This window comes from Pseudomonas sp. S37 (assembly GCF_016658545.1).
GTDB lineage: Bacteria > Pseudomonadota > Gammaproteobacteria > Pseudomonadales > Pseudomonadaceae > Aquipseudomonas.
The window spans coordinates 66,512-79,915 of sequence record NZ_JACVZC010000012.1; the positions used below are offsets into that span (position 1 = coordinate 66,512).

General features: G+C 60.9%; 14 protein-coding genes. 10 read left to right on the forward strand and 4 right to left on the reverse strand.

Going from position 1 to position 13,404, the window contains the following annotated elements:
• The first annotated feature begins 226 nt into the window (after window positions 1-226).
• Window positions 227-1,942: a bifunctional isocitrate dehydrogenase kinase/phosphatase gene (gene aceK, locus IAE39_RS07095; RefSeq protein ID WP_201200707.1), complete on the forward strand. Its 1,716-nt coding sequence runs from the start codon at window positions 227-229 to the stop codon at window positions 1,940-1,942.
• A 111-nt stretch (window positions 1,943-2,053) separates the two neighbouring features.
• Here the strand turns inward: aceK and IAE39_RS07100 are convergent, their stop codons facing one another.
• On the reverse strand, window positions 2,054-2,914 hold the full coding sequence (locus tag IAE39_RS07100; protein ID WP_201200709.1) for a DUF6279 family lipoprotein: 861 nt from the start codon (window positions 2,912-2,914) through the stop codon (window positions 2,054-2,056).
• A 147-nt stretch (window positions 2,915-3,061) separates the two neighbouring features.
• Here IAE39_RS07100 and IAE39_RS07105 point away from each other — a divergent pair, with 147 nt between their 5' ends.
• From IAE39_RS07105 to IAE39_RS07120, 5 genes are all read left to right on the forward strand, one after another.
• Window positions 3,062-3,580 carry a sigma-70 family RNA polymerase sigma factor gene (locus IAE39_RS07105; protein ID WP_328825552.1) on the forward strand — a complete coding sequence of 173 codons (519 nt, stop codon included), beginning with the start codon at window positions 3,062-3,064 and terminating at the stop codon, window positions 3,578-3,580.
• Complete coding sequence (locus IAE39_RS07110; protein ID WP_201200713.1) at window positions 3,577-4,518, forward strand: FecR domain-containing protein; 942 nt, start codon at window positions 3,577-3,579, stop codon at window positions 4,516-4,518. Before IAE39_RS07105 ends, IAE39_RS07110 begins: the two co-directional genes overlap by 4 nt.
• Window positions 4,519-4,824: 306 nt before the next feature.
• Window positions 4,825-5,802 carry a TonB-dependent siderophore receptor gene (locus tag IAE39_RS29955; protein WP_328825554.1) on the forward strand — a complete coding sequence of 326 codons (978 nt, stop codon included), beginning with the start codon at window positions 4,825-4,827 and terminating at the stop codon, window positions 5,800-5,802.
• A gap of 30 nt (window positions 5,803-5,832) precedes the next feature.
• Window positions 5,833-7,284 (forward strand): TonB-dependent siderophore receptor, encoded by a 1,452-nt coding sequence (locus IAE39_RS29960; protein ID WP_328825555.1) that lies wholly within the window; start codon window positions 5,833-5,835, stop codon window positions 7,282-7,284.
• 104 nt (window positions 7,285-7,388) lie between these two features.
• Window positions 7,389-8,225 (forward strand): CvfB family protein, encoded by an 837-nt coding sequence (locus tag IAE39_RS07120; RefSeq protein ID WP_201200717.1) that lies wholly within the window; start codon window positions 7,389-7,391, stop codon window positions 8,223-8,225.
• A gap of 5 nt (window positions 8,226-8,230) precedes the next feature.
• On the opposite strand, the gene IAE39_RS07125 is transcribed toward IAE39_RS07120, so the two are convergent.
• Together IAE39_RS07125 and IAE39_RS07130 are read right to left on the reverse strand one after the other, a co-directional pair.
• Entirely contained in the window at window positions 8,231-8,611 is a 381-nt protein-coding gene (locus IAE39_RS07125) for a hypothetical protein (RefSeq protein WP_172226882.1), read from the reverse strand.
• A gap of 174 nt (window positions 8,612-8,785) precedes the next feature.
• Window positions 8,786-10,258 (reverse strand): right-handed parallel beta-helix repeat-containing protein, encoded by a 1,473-nt coding sequence (locus tag IAE39_RS07130; protein ID WP_201200719.1) that lies wholly within the window; start codon window positions 10,256-10,258, stop codon window positions 8,786-8,788.
• A gap of 244 nt (window positions 10,259-10,502) precedes the next feature.
• Between IAE39_RS07130 and IAE39_RS07135 the strand changes: the two genes are divergently transcribed.
• The 3 genes from IAE39_RS07135 to def all read left to right on the forward strand — a co-directional run bounded on the left by IAE39_RS07135 (window position 10,503) and on the right by def (window position 12,379).
• Complete coding sequence (locus IAE39_RS07135; protein ID WP_003254639.1) at window positions 10,503-10,682, forward strand: CsbD family protein; 180 nt, start codon at window positions 10,503-10,505, stop codon at window positions 10,680-10,682.
• A gap of 204 nt (window positions 10,683-10,886) precedes the next feature.
• Window positions 10,887-11,846, forward strand: coding sequence for a YihY/virulence factor BrkB family protein (locus IAE39_RS07140; RefSeq protein ID WP_201200722.1), 960 nt, complete (start codon window positions 10,887-10,889; stop codon window positions 11,844-11,846).
• Window positions 11,843-12,379 (forward strand): peptide deformylase, encoded by a 537-nt coding sequence (def, locus tag IAE39_RS07145; RefSeq protein ID WP_201200724.1) that lies wholly within the window; start codon window positions 11,843-11,845, stop codon window positions 12,377-12,379. Before IAE39_RS07140 ends, def begins: the two co-directional genes overlap by 4 nt.
• On the opposite strand, the gene IAE39_RS07150 is transcribed toward def, so the two are convergent.
• On the reverse strand, window positions 12,334-12,702 hold the full coding sequence (locus IAE39_RS07150; RefSeq protein ID WP_201200727.1) for a GNAT family N-acetyltransferase: 369 nt from the start codon (window positions 12,700-12,702) through the stop codon (window positions 12,334-12,336). The two genes, def and IAE39_RS07150, sit on opposite strands and share 46 nt — an antisense overlap.
• A 354-nt stretch (window positions 12,703-13,056) precedes the next feature.
• Between IAE39_RS07150 and IAE39_RS07155 the strand changes: the two genes are divergently transcribed.
• Window positions 13,057-13,314 (forward strand): DUF2790 domain-containing protein, encoded by a 258-nt coding sequence (locus IAE39_RS07155; protein WP_172285903.1) that lies wholly within the window; start codon window positions 13,057-13,059, stop codon window positions 13,312-13,314.
• Window positions 13,315-13,404: the final 90 nt, after the last annotated feature.

Genomic DNA, 13,404 nt, shown 5'->3' on the forward strand with positions numbered 1-13,404 from the left:
TCTCCGGAGGCAGGGCAGGGGCGCGAGTGTACGCCAGGGGGCGGGGGGATTCTTGTGCTTTCTTGCGGTGTAAACCTGTGCTGGCCCCTTCGCGGGTAAACCCGCTCCTACAAAGAGCGCGCGTACCGTTGTAGGAGCGGGTTTACCCGCGAAGGGGCCAGCACAGGCGCCGCAATTCGAACAGGCCGACTAAGCTCTGTAACTCACCCCCATCGAGGCTTCCGGCATGCCCCAACCCTGGCCCGCAGTCGAAATCGCCCGCACCATCCTCGCTGGCTTCGACGACTACCGCGACCACTTCCAGCGCATCACCCTCGGTGCCCGCCAGCGCTTCGAGCGGGCGCGCTGGCAGGACATCCAGCAGGCCGCCGCTGCCCGCATCAACCTCTATGAAGAAAAGGTCGCCGAGGTCAACGGCTGGCTGCGCCAGGCGTTTGCGGCAGAGGTGCTGCTGGACGTGGAACAGTGGCCGCTGGTGAAAAACGCCTACATCCACCTGATCGACCCGCGGCTGGACGACGAGCTGGCCGAGACCTGGTACAACTCGCTGTTCTGCAGCCTGTTCAGCCACGACCTGATCAGCGACGGCTGCATGTTCATCCACACTACCCGGCCGTCCATGCGCGGCCGTGAGCGCGCCGCGCAAACCCGGACCTACGCGCTTGCCGGTAGCGTGAGGGGCATGTTGCGGGCGATCTTCGCCGATTACCCGTTCGATGTGCCCTATGGCGACCTGGAAGGGGACCTGGCGCGCCTGGAAGAGCAACTGCGCGAATGCCTGCCCGACTGGGTGTGCAAGGACCCGGCCCTGGCCGTGGAACTGTTCGTGCCGGTGCTGTACCGCAACAAGGGCGCTTACCTGGTCGGGCGCCTGTACAACAGCGACGAGCAGTGGCCCCTGGTGATTCCCCTGCTGCACCGCGAGGGTCACGGCATCGAGGCCGATGCGTTGATTACCGACGAGGCCGAGGTGTCGATCATTTTCTCGTTCACGCGCTCGTACTTCATGGCCGATGTGCCGGTGCCAGCCGAGTTCGTCAACTTTCTCAAGCGCATCCTGCCGGGCAAGCACATTGCCGAACTGTACACCTCGATCGGCTTCTACAAGCAAGGCAAGTCGGAGTTCTACCGCGCCCTGATCAACCACCTGGCCAGCAGTGACGACTGTTTCGTCATGGCGCCAGGGGTGCGCGGCATGGTCATGAGCGTGTTCACCCTGCCGGGCTTCAACACCGTGTTCAAGATCATCAAGGACCGCTTTTCACCGTCGAAAACCGTTGACCGCGCGACTGTGATCGACAAGTACCGGCTGGTGAAAAGCGTCGACCGGGTAGGGCGCATGGCCGACACCCAGGAGTTTGCCGACTTTCGTTTTCCGCGCAGCAAGTTCGAGCCGGAGTGCCTGGCTGAATTGCTGGAAGTGGCGCCGTCGACCGTGGCACTGGAGGGGGACACGGTGCTGATCCGCCACTGCTGGACCGAGCGGCGCATGACCCCCTTGAACCTGTACCTGGAGCATGCCAGCGAGGGCCAGGTGCTGGAAGCGCTGGAGGATTACGGCCTGGCCATCAAGCAGCTGGCAGCGGCGAATATCTTCCCCGGCGACATGTTGCTGAAGAACTTTGGCGTTACCCGCCATGGCCGGGTGGTGTTTTATGACTATGACGAAATCAGCTTCCTGACCGAGGTGAATTTCCGCCATATCCCGCCACCGCGTTACCCGGAGGACGAAATGTCGGGCGAGCCGTGGTACTCGATCGGGCCGCATGATGTGTTCCCCGAAGAGTTTCCGCCGTTTTTGTTTGCCGATATGGGCCAGCGGCGGTTGTTCAGCCGTTTGCATGGGGAGTTGTATGACGCGGATTACTGGAAGGGGCTGCAGGCGGCGATACGTGAGGGGAAGGTGATTGATGTGTTTCCGTATCGGCGCAAGGGGCGGTAATTGTGTTTTTTCCAGGCCTGGCGTATTCGCGGGTAAACCCGCTCCTACAAGGGTTACGCGATCCGTGTAGGAGCGGGTTTACCCGCGAAGAGGCCAGGCCTGCCTACACCATCACCCCTTCAAACACTTCAACTCACTGAAATCGGTACGCACTTTACCCAGCCGCTCCTGCAAAAACCGCCGCTGCTGCGGAGTACTCTGCTGCACCAGGTCCACCAGCAAACTGCGCGCCTGCTGCTCGGTATTCTGATACGCCGCCCGGTACTCCGGGGTCCACAAGCTCTCCTTGCGCTGCAACAACGTCGCCAGGCGTGGCTCGAAGCTGGCGTCATTGCGCTGGTTCATCGCCAGCAGCAGTTGCTGCTGCCAGTGGGCGCGGTTGGCGATCCATTCCCGGTTCTGGTCGCCCAGCGCTGTGGACCAGGCTTCTACCCGTTGCTTCTGCACCGGGGTCAGCTCGCCAAACCACGGCGTCAGGCGTTTTTCCATGCGCTCGCTGCGGCGGGTGATCTGCTTGGCCAGCGGGGTTTCCACATACTTTTTCTGCCGCTCGCTGATGTCTTCGCGAAACGCCTCGCGCATTTCCGCCACCTGGCTATCGCTCATGCCGCGCAGCAACTCGGCGGCCGATGGGGTGATTGCCTCGGCCACCACGCCAATCGCCTGGCGGGCTTCGCGGGTACGTTGCTGCAGGGCCTGGTCGGTAACCTGGTCGTCGGCGACCATGCCGCGTACCCGGTCCAGCCAGTCGAGGTAGCCGGGCAGCTGGGTCTTGCAATGCCAGGCCAGGTGTTGCTTCAGGCGGTCGTCGAGCAGGGTTTTCTGCTGGCGGTTCATGTCCAGGTAATCACCCAGCGACCACGGTACCAGGTGGTCGAGGTTGCGGTAGGCCAGGTCCATGCGGTTGCAGGCGGTGAGGGCCAGGGCAAAGGCGATGGCGATAAGCAGGGCTTTGGACAGGCGGAGTGGCATGTGCTGTTCCTTGCGTTGGCGGCCAATCGGTAGACGTAAGGGTAGCCGCCCGGTTCCACCGCAGTGTTGCAGTGGCTGTTTCCTTCCATCGGCAATCTCACTATTATTGCGACTAATTCTTATCTGCATCGTTACAAGGATGATTGCGTGTACAAGGTCCCGCCTGCACCGCACGATGACATGCACTGCCTGTACCGCGACCACAGCGGCTGGTTGCAAGGCTGGCTGCGCCGGCGCCTGGGCGACCGCGAGCGGGCGGCAGACCTGACCCATGACACCTTCGTACGGCTGATTGCCAGCACGGTGGCCCACCCGTTGCGCGAGCCGCGCCATTTTCTGGCGACGGTGGCCAAGCGGGTGATGGTCGACCACCTGCGCCGGCGCTCGCTGGAACAGGCGTACATGGAAACCCTGGCCCAGCAGCCGGAGTTGCTGGAGGTCTCCCCCGAGCAGCGTTTGCTGCTGCTGGAAACGCTGCTGCAGCTGGACGCGATGCTCGACGGCCTCAACCACAAGGTGCGCCAGGCGCTGTTCTTGTCGCACCTTGAAGGTTTGAGCTACGCCGAGATCGCCGAGCGCCTGGGGGTTTCGGTCAGTTCAGTGACCAAGTACATCGCCAAGGCTACCGAGCAGTGCCTGCTGTTTGCGCTGGATGCCGAGCTGTGACCCCGGCGCGGCAACGCCAGGCGCTGCGTGATGCCGCGCAATGGCATGCGCAGCTGAGCGCGGGGGCCGATTACCCGGCGCTGTACCAACGCTGGCAGGCCTGGCACCAGGGCGACCCGGTACACCAATGGGCCTGGCAGCGCCTGGAGGCCTTCCACAGCGAACTGCGCAGCGTGCCGGCGACGGTGGCGCAACGCACCTTGGCGGTGGAGCCGCCGCTGGCGGGGCGGCGCACCGTGCTCAAGGGGCTGGTGCTGGGCCTCGGCGTGTCGGGTTTGGCCTGGACCGGTTACCGGCAAACGCCGCTGTGGCTGGCCGATGTGCGCACGGCTACCGGTGAACGGCGGCAGTTGCGGTTGGCGGATGGCACGCAGCTCACGTTGAACACGGCCAGTGCCGTGGATGTTCGTTATGACCAGCAGCAGCGCCTGATCGTCCTGCGTGCCGGGGAGATCATGGTGACCACGGCCAAGGATGCCCGGCCACTCAGGGTGCGCAGCCAGCAGGGCGAGATGCGTGCACTGGGCACGCGCTTCGTCGTGCGCCAACTGGACGGGCAGACCGAACTGGATGTGCTGGAACATGCCGTTGCCGTGCGCAACCGGGCAGATACCGAGCCGTTGCGGGTGGAGGCGGGCATGAGCCTGCGTTTTGGTGCAGGGCCGTTACCTGCACCGCAGCTGCTCGACCCCAACCGCGACGAGTGGGTCAATGGCCGGCTGGTGATCGACAACTGGCCGTTGGCCCAAGTGCTGGACGAACTGCAGCGTTATCGCCCGGGCTTTATCGAATGTGCCCGTGAGGTGGCGCAGTTGCGCTTGTCCGGCGCCTTCCCGTTGGACGATACCGCACGGGCGCTGCAAGCGATTGCACAGGCGTTACCGGTGCGCATCGAGACCCGCACAAGGTTCTGGGTGCGGGTGCGGCCACTGGCCTGAGGGGGCTGCGCTGTCGCGCAGAAAACTGAGTTCGCAAGCGCTCCGCATCCCCTGTGTGCGGCTTTAGCCGCGAAGAATCTAACGAGGTGCATGGCACCGGCTGCGCCGGTGTTCGCGGCTAAAGCCGCTCCCACAGAGATTGCGCAAGCTTTCAGATTTTGAACAAGACAGTTGATACCACAAAAGAGCGTGACCGCGTCTGGGCACCAGGATTTTTAAAAATATTTCTCGTTTGCATTGTCGGTTTTCCAATTTCACCCGACCCCTCCTGCAAACCGCCACCACAGGCCTTTGAAGGAGCCCCCCATGCAGCGCCGCGTTACCCCCCACGCCTACCCCAGAAAACCCCTCGTCGTTGCCATGTTCAGTGCTGCGTTGCTGTTGCAGGCCGGTGTAATCCAGCCACTCAGCCTCGCCGGCCAGGCCCGTGCCGCCGAAGCCACGCGCAGCTACGCCATCGCTGCCGGCCCGCTGGGCGCAGTGCTCAGCCGCTTTGCCAGCGATGCCGGGGTGGTGTTGTCGTTCGAGTCCGAACTGACCCAGGGCAAGCACAGCCCAGGGTTGCAGGGCAGTTACAGTGTCGAGCAAGGTTTTGCCCGCCTGCTGGCAGGGAGTGAACTGCAGGTGATGGCTGCGGACAATGGTAATTATGTGTTGTTGCCAAGGGCTTCAGAGGGTGCGCTTGAACTGGGTGCGACCAGCATCAATGCCTCGGGCCTGGGGGCCACGACGGAGGGGACCGGGTCGTATACGACCGGGTCGACCAGTACGGCGACCAAGATGAACCTGTCGATTCGGGAGACGCCGCAGACGATTACGGTGGTGACGCGGCAGCGGATGGATGATCAACACCTCACAAGTATGACGGATGTGCTCAAGCATACGCCTGGGATCACCATGACTCAGGATGGCGGTGAGCGTTACAACATCTATTCTCGCGGCAGCGCCATCAATACCTACCAGTTTGATGGTGTGACGACGGTTCAGGAAAATATTACCCGTAATATGCCGGCCACGCTTTTGGACATGGCCTTATATGATCGGGTCGAAATCGTTCGTGGCGCGACCGGACTCATGACTGGCGTTGGCGACCCCAGCGGTGTTGTCAACTTGATACGTAAAAAGCCAACAGGAGAATTCAAGTCTTACGTAAAAGCCAACGTTGGTTCGTGGGACTACTACCGCTCTGAGGCTGATGTGTCTGGGCCTTTGAATGAATCAAGCACATTGCGTGGCCGTATTGTCGCTGCCAAGCAGGATAACCACACATTCATGGATTGGTAAAAACAGGATAGGGATATCTTCTACGGCGTCATCGAAGGTGACCTTACAGACAGTACCTTGTTGCGCTTCAGTGTTGATAATCAAAAGTATAAAGCTACTGGTGCGCCTGGGGCTCCGCTGCTCTTTACTAATGGCCAGGCTGCCAACTACTCCCGGTCAACGGGCTCGGGTGCGCGCTGGGGATATGAAAAATTCGATACTACGAACTATACAGCGACGCTTGAGCAAGCCTTGGAAAATGACTGGCAATTACGTGTCGTGACCAATTACATGAAAACCAAAAGGGATGTGGATAACACTACGCTGGATAGCTCCAGTGGCACAGCTTATTTGAAGCCTGATGGTATCGCTTCTGCAGAACGCACCGATATCGACGCCGATCAGGTTCAGAAAGGTATAGACATTAATGTCCAGGGGCCGTTTGAATTGCTTGGCCGCTCGCATGAACTTATTGCTGGTTTCAATTATACCGATTACTCCAATACCCATGCTGGTCATTCAGGGTTTATTGATGCGTTCGACTACAATAACTGGAAAAATCGCATCGACAAAGTTCCGCTCACTTTCAAGATGGATTTCGATATCAAGAGCCGCCAAAGTGGCTATTTCATTGCGACGCGACTCAATCCAACAGACGATCTTCATGTCGTCCTGGGCGCCCGCCTCACCGACTACCACTATAACTACGATCTCGTATACAACAATGGGGCCGGCTTCGTCAGTAAATACAATTTGCGTCGTCGCGGTGAACTGACCCCGTATGCCGGTGTCGTTTACGACATTACCCCTGAGCAATCGATCTACATCAGCTACACCGATATATTCAAACCTAACGATGCATTGGACGAGTCCGGTAGCGCCATTGAGCCTCAAGTCGGTTCTAACTATGAGCTCGGCTGGAAAGGCGAATTCTTCGGCGGTCGACTCAACGCAAGCACAGCCATTTTTCTGACCCAACTTGATAATGTGCCGGAGGTTGCGGGCAGCGTTCTCGTAGATCCCAGTAATCCCACGGGCTCTACCCGTGATTACTACAAAGCTGTCAGCGGCGCAGAAACAAAAGGTATTGACCTTGAGGTGGCAGGTGAGATCCTGCCTGGCTGGAATGCCCAGCTCGGATACAGCCACACCCGGACAGAAGACGCAGATGGCAATCGGCTGACCAGTCAGTTACCAATGGACACTTTCCGCTTCTGGACGACCTACCGGTTGCCAGGCGAGTGGGACAAACTGACCTTGGGCGCCGGTGTGGACTGGAACTCCAGTTCTTCTCTGTATTTTTCACGCTACCAAAGCAGAATCAATCAGGCTGACTACACGGTTGCCAGCTTGATGGCACGTTACCAAGTCAACGATCACCTCAGTGCCGCGGTCAATGTCGATAACCTATTCGATGAAAAGTACTATTCCGGCATGGGGGGCAGCTATGGTCATTACGGTACCCCACGTAACGCCAACCTGAGTGTGCGCTACGATTTCTAACCCATAGCCCTCAACCACTCAATCAGGGGGCAACCGTCCGGAAGCTTTGACACCACCCCGTGTCTATCCGGAAAATAGCCCCCTTGTCTTGAGGATCATCGGAAATGGCTCTGCTTGGGCGTTACAACAGTTTGCAAATCGTGAAACACGTGGACTTCGGTCTGTACCTGGACGGCGGCGCCGATGGCGAGATCCTGCTGCCCGGGCGCTACATCCCGAAAAACGCCGAGACCGAAGTCGATGACTGGCTGAACGTGTTCATCTACCTGGACAGCGAAGACCAGCTGATCGCCACCACCGAGAAGCCCAAGGTGCAGGTTGGCGAGTTTGCCAGCCTCAAGGTCAAGGACATCAACGGTGCCGGCATCTTCCTCGACTGGGGCCTGTCCAAGGACCTGCTGATGCCGTACTCGGAAGAAGCGCGGCAGCTGAAGATCGGCGACTACTGCGTGGTGCATGTCTACCTCGACAAGCGCACCCGCCGGATCACCGCCACTTCGCGCCTGGACCGTTACCTGGACGTTGCCCCGGCCGACTACAAGGTGGGCCAGCCGGTCGAGTTGCTGGTGGCAGGCGAAACGCCGATGGGCTTCAAGGCCATCATCAACAACCGCCACTGGGGCCTGATCCATAAGAACGAGGTGTTCAAGTTCCTGCGTTCGGGCATGCACGAGAAGGGCTTCATCAAGGAGCTGCGCCACGACGGCAAGATCGCCCTCAGCCTGCAGCCGGTCGGTGCGGCCCTGGCCGACAGCCTGCAAGCGCAGATCATGGCGCGCCTGGAAGCCGAAGGTGGGGTGCTGGGCGTGTGTGACAAAAGCGACCCGGCGCTGATCAGCAAGCTGTTCAACGTCAGCAAGGGCAACTTCAAGAAGGCCATTGGCGGCCTGTTCAAGCAGGGCCTGATCGTCATCCATGACGACCGGATCGAAAAGGCCTGACGGCCTTACGCCTGTACGAAGTTGCGGAAGTCCAGCTGCTCGCCACCCGGACGGGTGTCGCGCAGCAGCGAGTCGCGGTCGGCGCTGAGGGCCAGGCTGATGGTCGAGCGGCGCTTGCCGGGCTTGCGCACTTCCATCTGCTCCAGGTGGGCCTTGAGGAAGTTGGTGGGCACCTTCAGGTGCTGCAGCTCATCGCTTTCAGGGGTGTGCAGCAGCAGGTTGACCCAGTCGGCCTGGCCCTTGCCCAGCAACGCCACCGGCACCTCGAACCACCACAGGTTGCGTTTGTTGTCCAGGATGGCGAACAGGGTGTTGCTGCTGTTCAGCACCGGGCGGGCCAGTGCTTCGTTACGCCGGGCGATGGCGGCGGGTTTGTCGAGTTTCATGCAGGTTCCTGCGGGTTGACGCTATGAAGGCCTGCATTGTGAGGGGTGGCGGGTAGTGGGGCAAGGTTTGCCATCTGCTTTACCTGTTCCGGCCTCTTCGCGGGTAAACCCGCTCCCACAGAGAATGCACATACCAATGTAGGAGCGGGTTTACCCGCGAAGAGGCAAGTAGCCTCACCGACGAACCGGCAGGCTCAACTCGGAAGTCGCCCCATCAGCAGTTGTCACAGTCGCAGTAAAACTGCGCAACCCACCCATATTCTCCAGCACCTGCGCAAACCGCGCCTGCCCCTGCGAATCGCTGTTCACCAGCACTTCCCCAAGGTACTGCTCGGCTTCCGTCCCATCCGCCTCGGCATTACCGAAAAACTCCACCCGCAACAGGCCCGACGCCGGCCCCTGCACCTCGCCGCGCAGCACATTGCCATCCAGCGCAACCAGTTTTGGCGCCTGCTGATCATGGTTGGGCAGCGGCTGGCACGGCTTCGGCTCGCCCTTGCCATCACAGATAATCGCCTGGTCTTTCTTCGGCAAATCCGCCCCGACCCCGCGCGACCCTACATACAATGCATGCGCCTGGGCCGGCACGCCAAACACGATGGCGCCGGTGCGCTGGTCGGGTACGCATGAACCGCCTGCCTCGCAACGCCGGATATCCTGGCTGTTACCCCAGATACGGTTGCCGCTCAGGCGCGTGGCAGTCACCTCCGGCTCCGGGCGCAGGGCCACGCCGATACGGTTGCCGTGGATCAAGTTGCCGTCGAGGATGTTGCCTTCGCCGGTGACGCTGACACCAATCGAGTTGCCGCTGAAGGTGTTGGCCGCCAGGTAGTTGCGCTTGCCCCAGTTGATCTGCAGGCCGTCGGAGTAGTTCTCGAAGCGGTTGCGCACCACGCTGTTGTCGTTGCCCAGCAGAATCTCGATGCCTTGCGAGGGCTCGGGGTTGGCTGCGGTGGAGCGGAACAGGTTGTCGGCCACCAGGTTGAATGCCGCACCGCGGGTCAGCTCCAGGCCATCGCCGTTGTCGATCAACTGGTTGCGCAGCACCTTGTTGTTGTTCGTGGTGGTGGCGGTGGGGTTACCGGCGCCGTCGTCGCCGGTCAGCATGATGCCGGCACCGCCCTTGTTGGCGACGATGCGGTTGTCTTCGATAACGTTGTTACTGGCGCGGTTGACCAGGATGCCGATGCAGAAGTTACGCACCTCCAGGCCACTCAGGTGCACGCCCTGGGTGTCACGCAGTACCAGCCCAGGGTTGGTGGTGGTGCGCACGTTGGTGCCGAACTGGCCGGGCAGGGCGCCGGGGCAGGTACGTACACCCTGGTCCTTGATGTAGGCCGAACCGTCGATGGCGATGTATTGGCCGTCGTGGGCCCAAGGCAGGCCGGTAATGCTGACCGGGCCTTTGATTTCCGGCAACGCGCGATTGGGGCGGATGACGTAGGGCGCTTTGCCGACCGCCGCAATGTCGATGCGGTAGTGGCCGGGGTTCTGGTTGCTGGTTTCGATGGCCCAGCGTAACGAACCGGGCTGGCCGTCGTCGCTGTAGCGCTCGACACGCAGGGTTTCGGGGCTGGCCGGTGCGGCGGCCAGGGCGGGCAGGGGGAGCAGTGGCAGCAAGGCCACCAGCGCAGGCATCAGACGCATGGGTGCGGGTATCCGGAAGACATTGTTCTTATGGAGTGCCAGCCTGCTTCGGGCGGACGTTTGCGGGGGATTCTAGGGCAGTGGTGCTGGCTGCGTAGGGCGGTCAGGGTGATTTGGTGCGGTATTCGCCCGCAGTTTTACCGTTCGGCTTGTGGTTGGAAAATCCGTTGAAACTCCTGGCGAAGGCGTTGGGTCCACCTTCTGTCGACACGGTTCACGTGTCTCCATTTGCAGGAGTTTTGCCATGAGCGGTACCAAAGACAAAGCGAAAGGCCTGGCCAACGAAGCAATCGGCAACGTGAAACAGGGTGTCGGCAAGGTGACCGACAACGACAAGCTGCGGGCCGAGGGCAAGGCGCAGGAGCTGAAAGGTGAGGCGCAGCAGATCAAGGGCAATGTGAAGGATGCGGTGAAGAAGCCTTGATTTGAGGTGGCCTGCGCCGGCCTCTTCGCGGCTGAAGCCGCTCCTGCATCGGGCAGTGTACGCCGGCCAATGTAGGAGCGGGTTCACCCGCGAAGAGGCCCTCACTGTCGTAAGAATATTCTGCAAATGGCCGGGAGCAGCACAGCATCGGCATGGTCTATTAAACTTGCCTGTTGTAACGATCAAGCGGCGAAAGGAGACGCTATGATTTTCCCCGACCTGCGCGGCTTGCCCCTGCACCGCGTGCTGGTACGTACCGTCAAGGAATTCCTTGACGACGAAATGTCCACTTATGCCTCGGCCCTGGCTTACCAGGCGCTGTTCTCGCTATTCCCCTTCCTGCTGTTCCTGATCGCCCTGATCGGCTTCCTGCACCTGCCAGACTTCTTCTCCTGGTTGCGCCTGCAATCGGAGCTGGTGCTGCCACCGCAGGCCCTGGAGCAGGTCAACCCGGTTATCGACCAGCTGCAACAGTCCAAGGGCGGGCTGCTGTCAGTCGGTATCGTCATCGCCCTGTGGACGGCATCTGCCGGCGTGCGCCTGATGATGAGCGCGATGAACGCCGCCTACGACGTGGCTGAAGGCCGGCCGGTATGGAAGCGTATTCCGCTGTCGATCTTCTACACCGTAGGCCTGGCCGGCATGCTGCTGGCGGCCGCCGCGCTGATGGTGCTGGGCCCGCAGGTAATGGAGTGGATCGCCGCCCAGGTCGGCATGCAGGAGTTCATCGTCACCTTGTGGACCATCCTGCGCTGGCCGGTAATCGTCATCCTGTTGATGGTGGCGGTGGCGTTGATCTACTACGTGATGCCTGATGTAAAACAGAAGTTTCGCTTCATCACCCCAGGCTCGGTGCTGGCGGTGGTGGTATGGATCGTCGCCTCGCTGGGTTTTGCCTACTACGTGAAGACCTTTGCCGACTACAACGCCATGTACGGCAGCATTGGTGCAATCATCGTGCTGTTGCTGTATTTCTATATCTCGGCCGCCGTGCTGCTGCTTGGCGCCGAAATGAATGCAGTGATCGAGCACATGTCAGCCGAGGGCAAAAACCCGGGCGAAAAGGATTTCGGTGAGCACAAGGCCCCGGACACCATTACTGTGCTGGGCCATGAGCACCCGGCTTCGAGCGAGCCGCAACCTTCCGAGCCGAACCCCAGATGATCCGTGACATCCTCAAGATGGGCGATGAACGCCTGTTGCGCATCGCCCCGCCCGTACCCGAGCACATGCTCGGCAGTGCCGAACTGCAGCAACTGATCGACGACATGTTCGAAACCATGCGCCACGTTGGCGGCGTTGGCCTGGCCGCGCCGCAAATCGGCATCGACCTGCAACTGGTGATCTTCGGCTTCGAACGCAGCGAGCGCTACCCGGATGCCGAGGCGGTGCCGCAGACCATCCTGCTGAACCCGGTCATCACGCCGACCTCCAGCGAGGTCGAGGACGGTTGGGAGGGCTGCCTGTCGGTGCCCGGTTTGCGTGGCGTGGTGCCGCGCTTCAAGCATATCTGCTACGAAGGCATCGACCCGCAGGGCATCCCGATCAGCCGCTTTGCCGACGGCTTCCATGCCCGGGTGGTGCAGCATGAGTGCGACCACCTGATCGGCCGCCTGTACCCGTCGCGTATCCAGGACTTCGCCAAGTTCGGCTACACCGAGGTGCTGTTCCCGGGGCTGGAAGTCAGCGACGACTGACCGTGCTGCAGGGCTAGCAGGCGCTTGCTGCGCTGGTAGCGTTGCAGGCGGCCAGCCAGGGCTTCTGGCAAATGCTGGGCCTGGTCGAACCCCAGGCGCTGGTAGAAGGGCGCCAGGTCCGGGTGGCAGAACAGCCAGGTTGGGCCATCAGTCTGCGCCAGCGCCGCCTTGACCAGTTGCCCGGCTACCCCTAGGCCGCGATGCTGCGGGTCGACGAACAGGCCGGTCAGCCAGAAACCTTCGCCTACCTTGCTCAGGCTTAGCCCGGCAATGATGCCCGGGCGGCGGGCTACCCACAGTTCGGCGTCACTTGCGGCACGCATGCGCGAGCCGTGCTGGCGGTAAAAGTGGTCCAGCAGCCGGCGTTCTGTGTCCGACAGCTTCGAACAAGATGAATTTTCTGTAATGACGCGTCCTACCCTGATAGCTGACCAGAGGCTCTGGCCTGATGATTTGCGGCCATTTTGTCGCAGATTGTTGCAATTCCGGCAAGGGTGAATATCCGAGTTCGGGGTTCAACTATTGCTGGCCGGGAGTAGACTTTTATTCATCCCCCCTGGCAGTACGAAGCGGGATCGGTACTTCGTGCCATCTTCACCGTAGATGGCAACTTCTCCCAGCCAATGACGGCATCAGAAGTCAATCGATCGGCTTGAATGCTCAAAAGGCAAACCCATATGAAACCATTACTGATTCTTGCATTGGTCGGTATGTCCTCGTTCGCCCTCGCCGATGAGGCCAAACCCGTCTCCAGCCAGCCTGTGGCCCAGCAGTACGACTACTCGATGAACCTCGATATCAAACGGGTGATCAACCTGTCGACCATCCCCAATGTCTGCGAAGTGGTACCTGCAACCATGACCTATGAAGACCACCAGGGCCAGGTGCATACCATCCAGTACCGTGCCATGGGTGAGGGTTGCCAGCAGGGTTGAGCGGCCACCTGCAGGATTGTGCGGCCCCTGCATCCAGCGCAATCCTTGTAGGAGCGGGGGGGGGGGGGGGGGGGGGGGGGGGGGGGGGGG

Excerpts from the sequence above, each read along its gene's own strand:
- aceK (WP_201200707.1), top strand. The coding sequence starts at position 227 with ATGCCCCAACCCTGGCCCGCAGTCGAAATCGCCCGCACCATCCTCGCT.
- IAE39_RS07100 (WP_201200709.1), bottom strand. The coding sequence starts at position 2,914 with ATGCCACTCCGCCTGTCCAAAGCCCTGCTTATCGCCATCGCCTTTGCC.
- IAE39_RS29955 (WP_328825554.1), top strand. The coding sequence starts at position 4,825 with ATGCAGCGCCGCGTTACCCCCCACGCCTACCCCAGAAAACCCCTCGTC.
- IAE39_RS07120 (WP_201200717.1), top strand. The coding sequence starts at position 7,389 with ATGGCTCTGCTTGGGCGTTACAACAGTTTGCAAATCGTGAAACACGTG.
- IAE39_RS07125 (WP_172226882.1), bottom strand. The coding sequence starts at position 8,611 with ATGAAACTCGACAAACCCGCCGCCATCGCCCGGCGTAACGAAGCACTG.
- IAE39_RS07130 (WP_201200719.1), bottom strand. The coding sequence starts at position 10,258 with ATGCGTCTGATGCCTGCGCTGGTGGCCTTGCTGCCACTGCTCCCCCTG.
- IAE39_RS07135 (WP_003254639.1), top strand. The coding sequence starts at position 10,503 with ATGAGCGGTACCAAAGACAAAGCGAAAGGCCTGGCCAACGAAGCAATC.
- IAE39_RS07140 (WP_201200722.1), top strand. The coding sequence starts at position 10,887 with ATGATTTTCCCCGACCTGCGCGGCTTGCCCCTGCACCGCGTGCTGGTA.
- def (WP_201200724.1), top strand. The coding sequence starts at position 11,843 with ATGATCCGTGACATCCTCAAGATGGGCGATGAACGCCTGTTGCGCATC.
- IAE39_RS07150 (WP_201200727.1), bottom strand. The coding sequence starts at position 12,702 with ATGCGTGCCGCAAGTGACGCCGAACTGTGGGTAGCCCGCCGCCCGGGC.
- IAE39_RS07155 (WP_172285903.1), top strand. The coding sequence starts at position 13,057 with ATGAAACCATTACTGATTCTTGCATTGGTCGGTATGTCCTCGTTCGCC.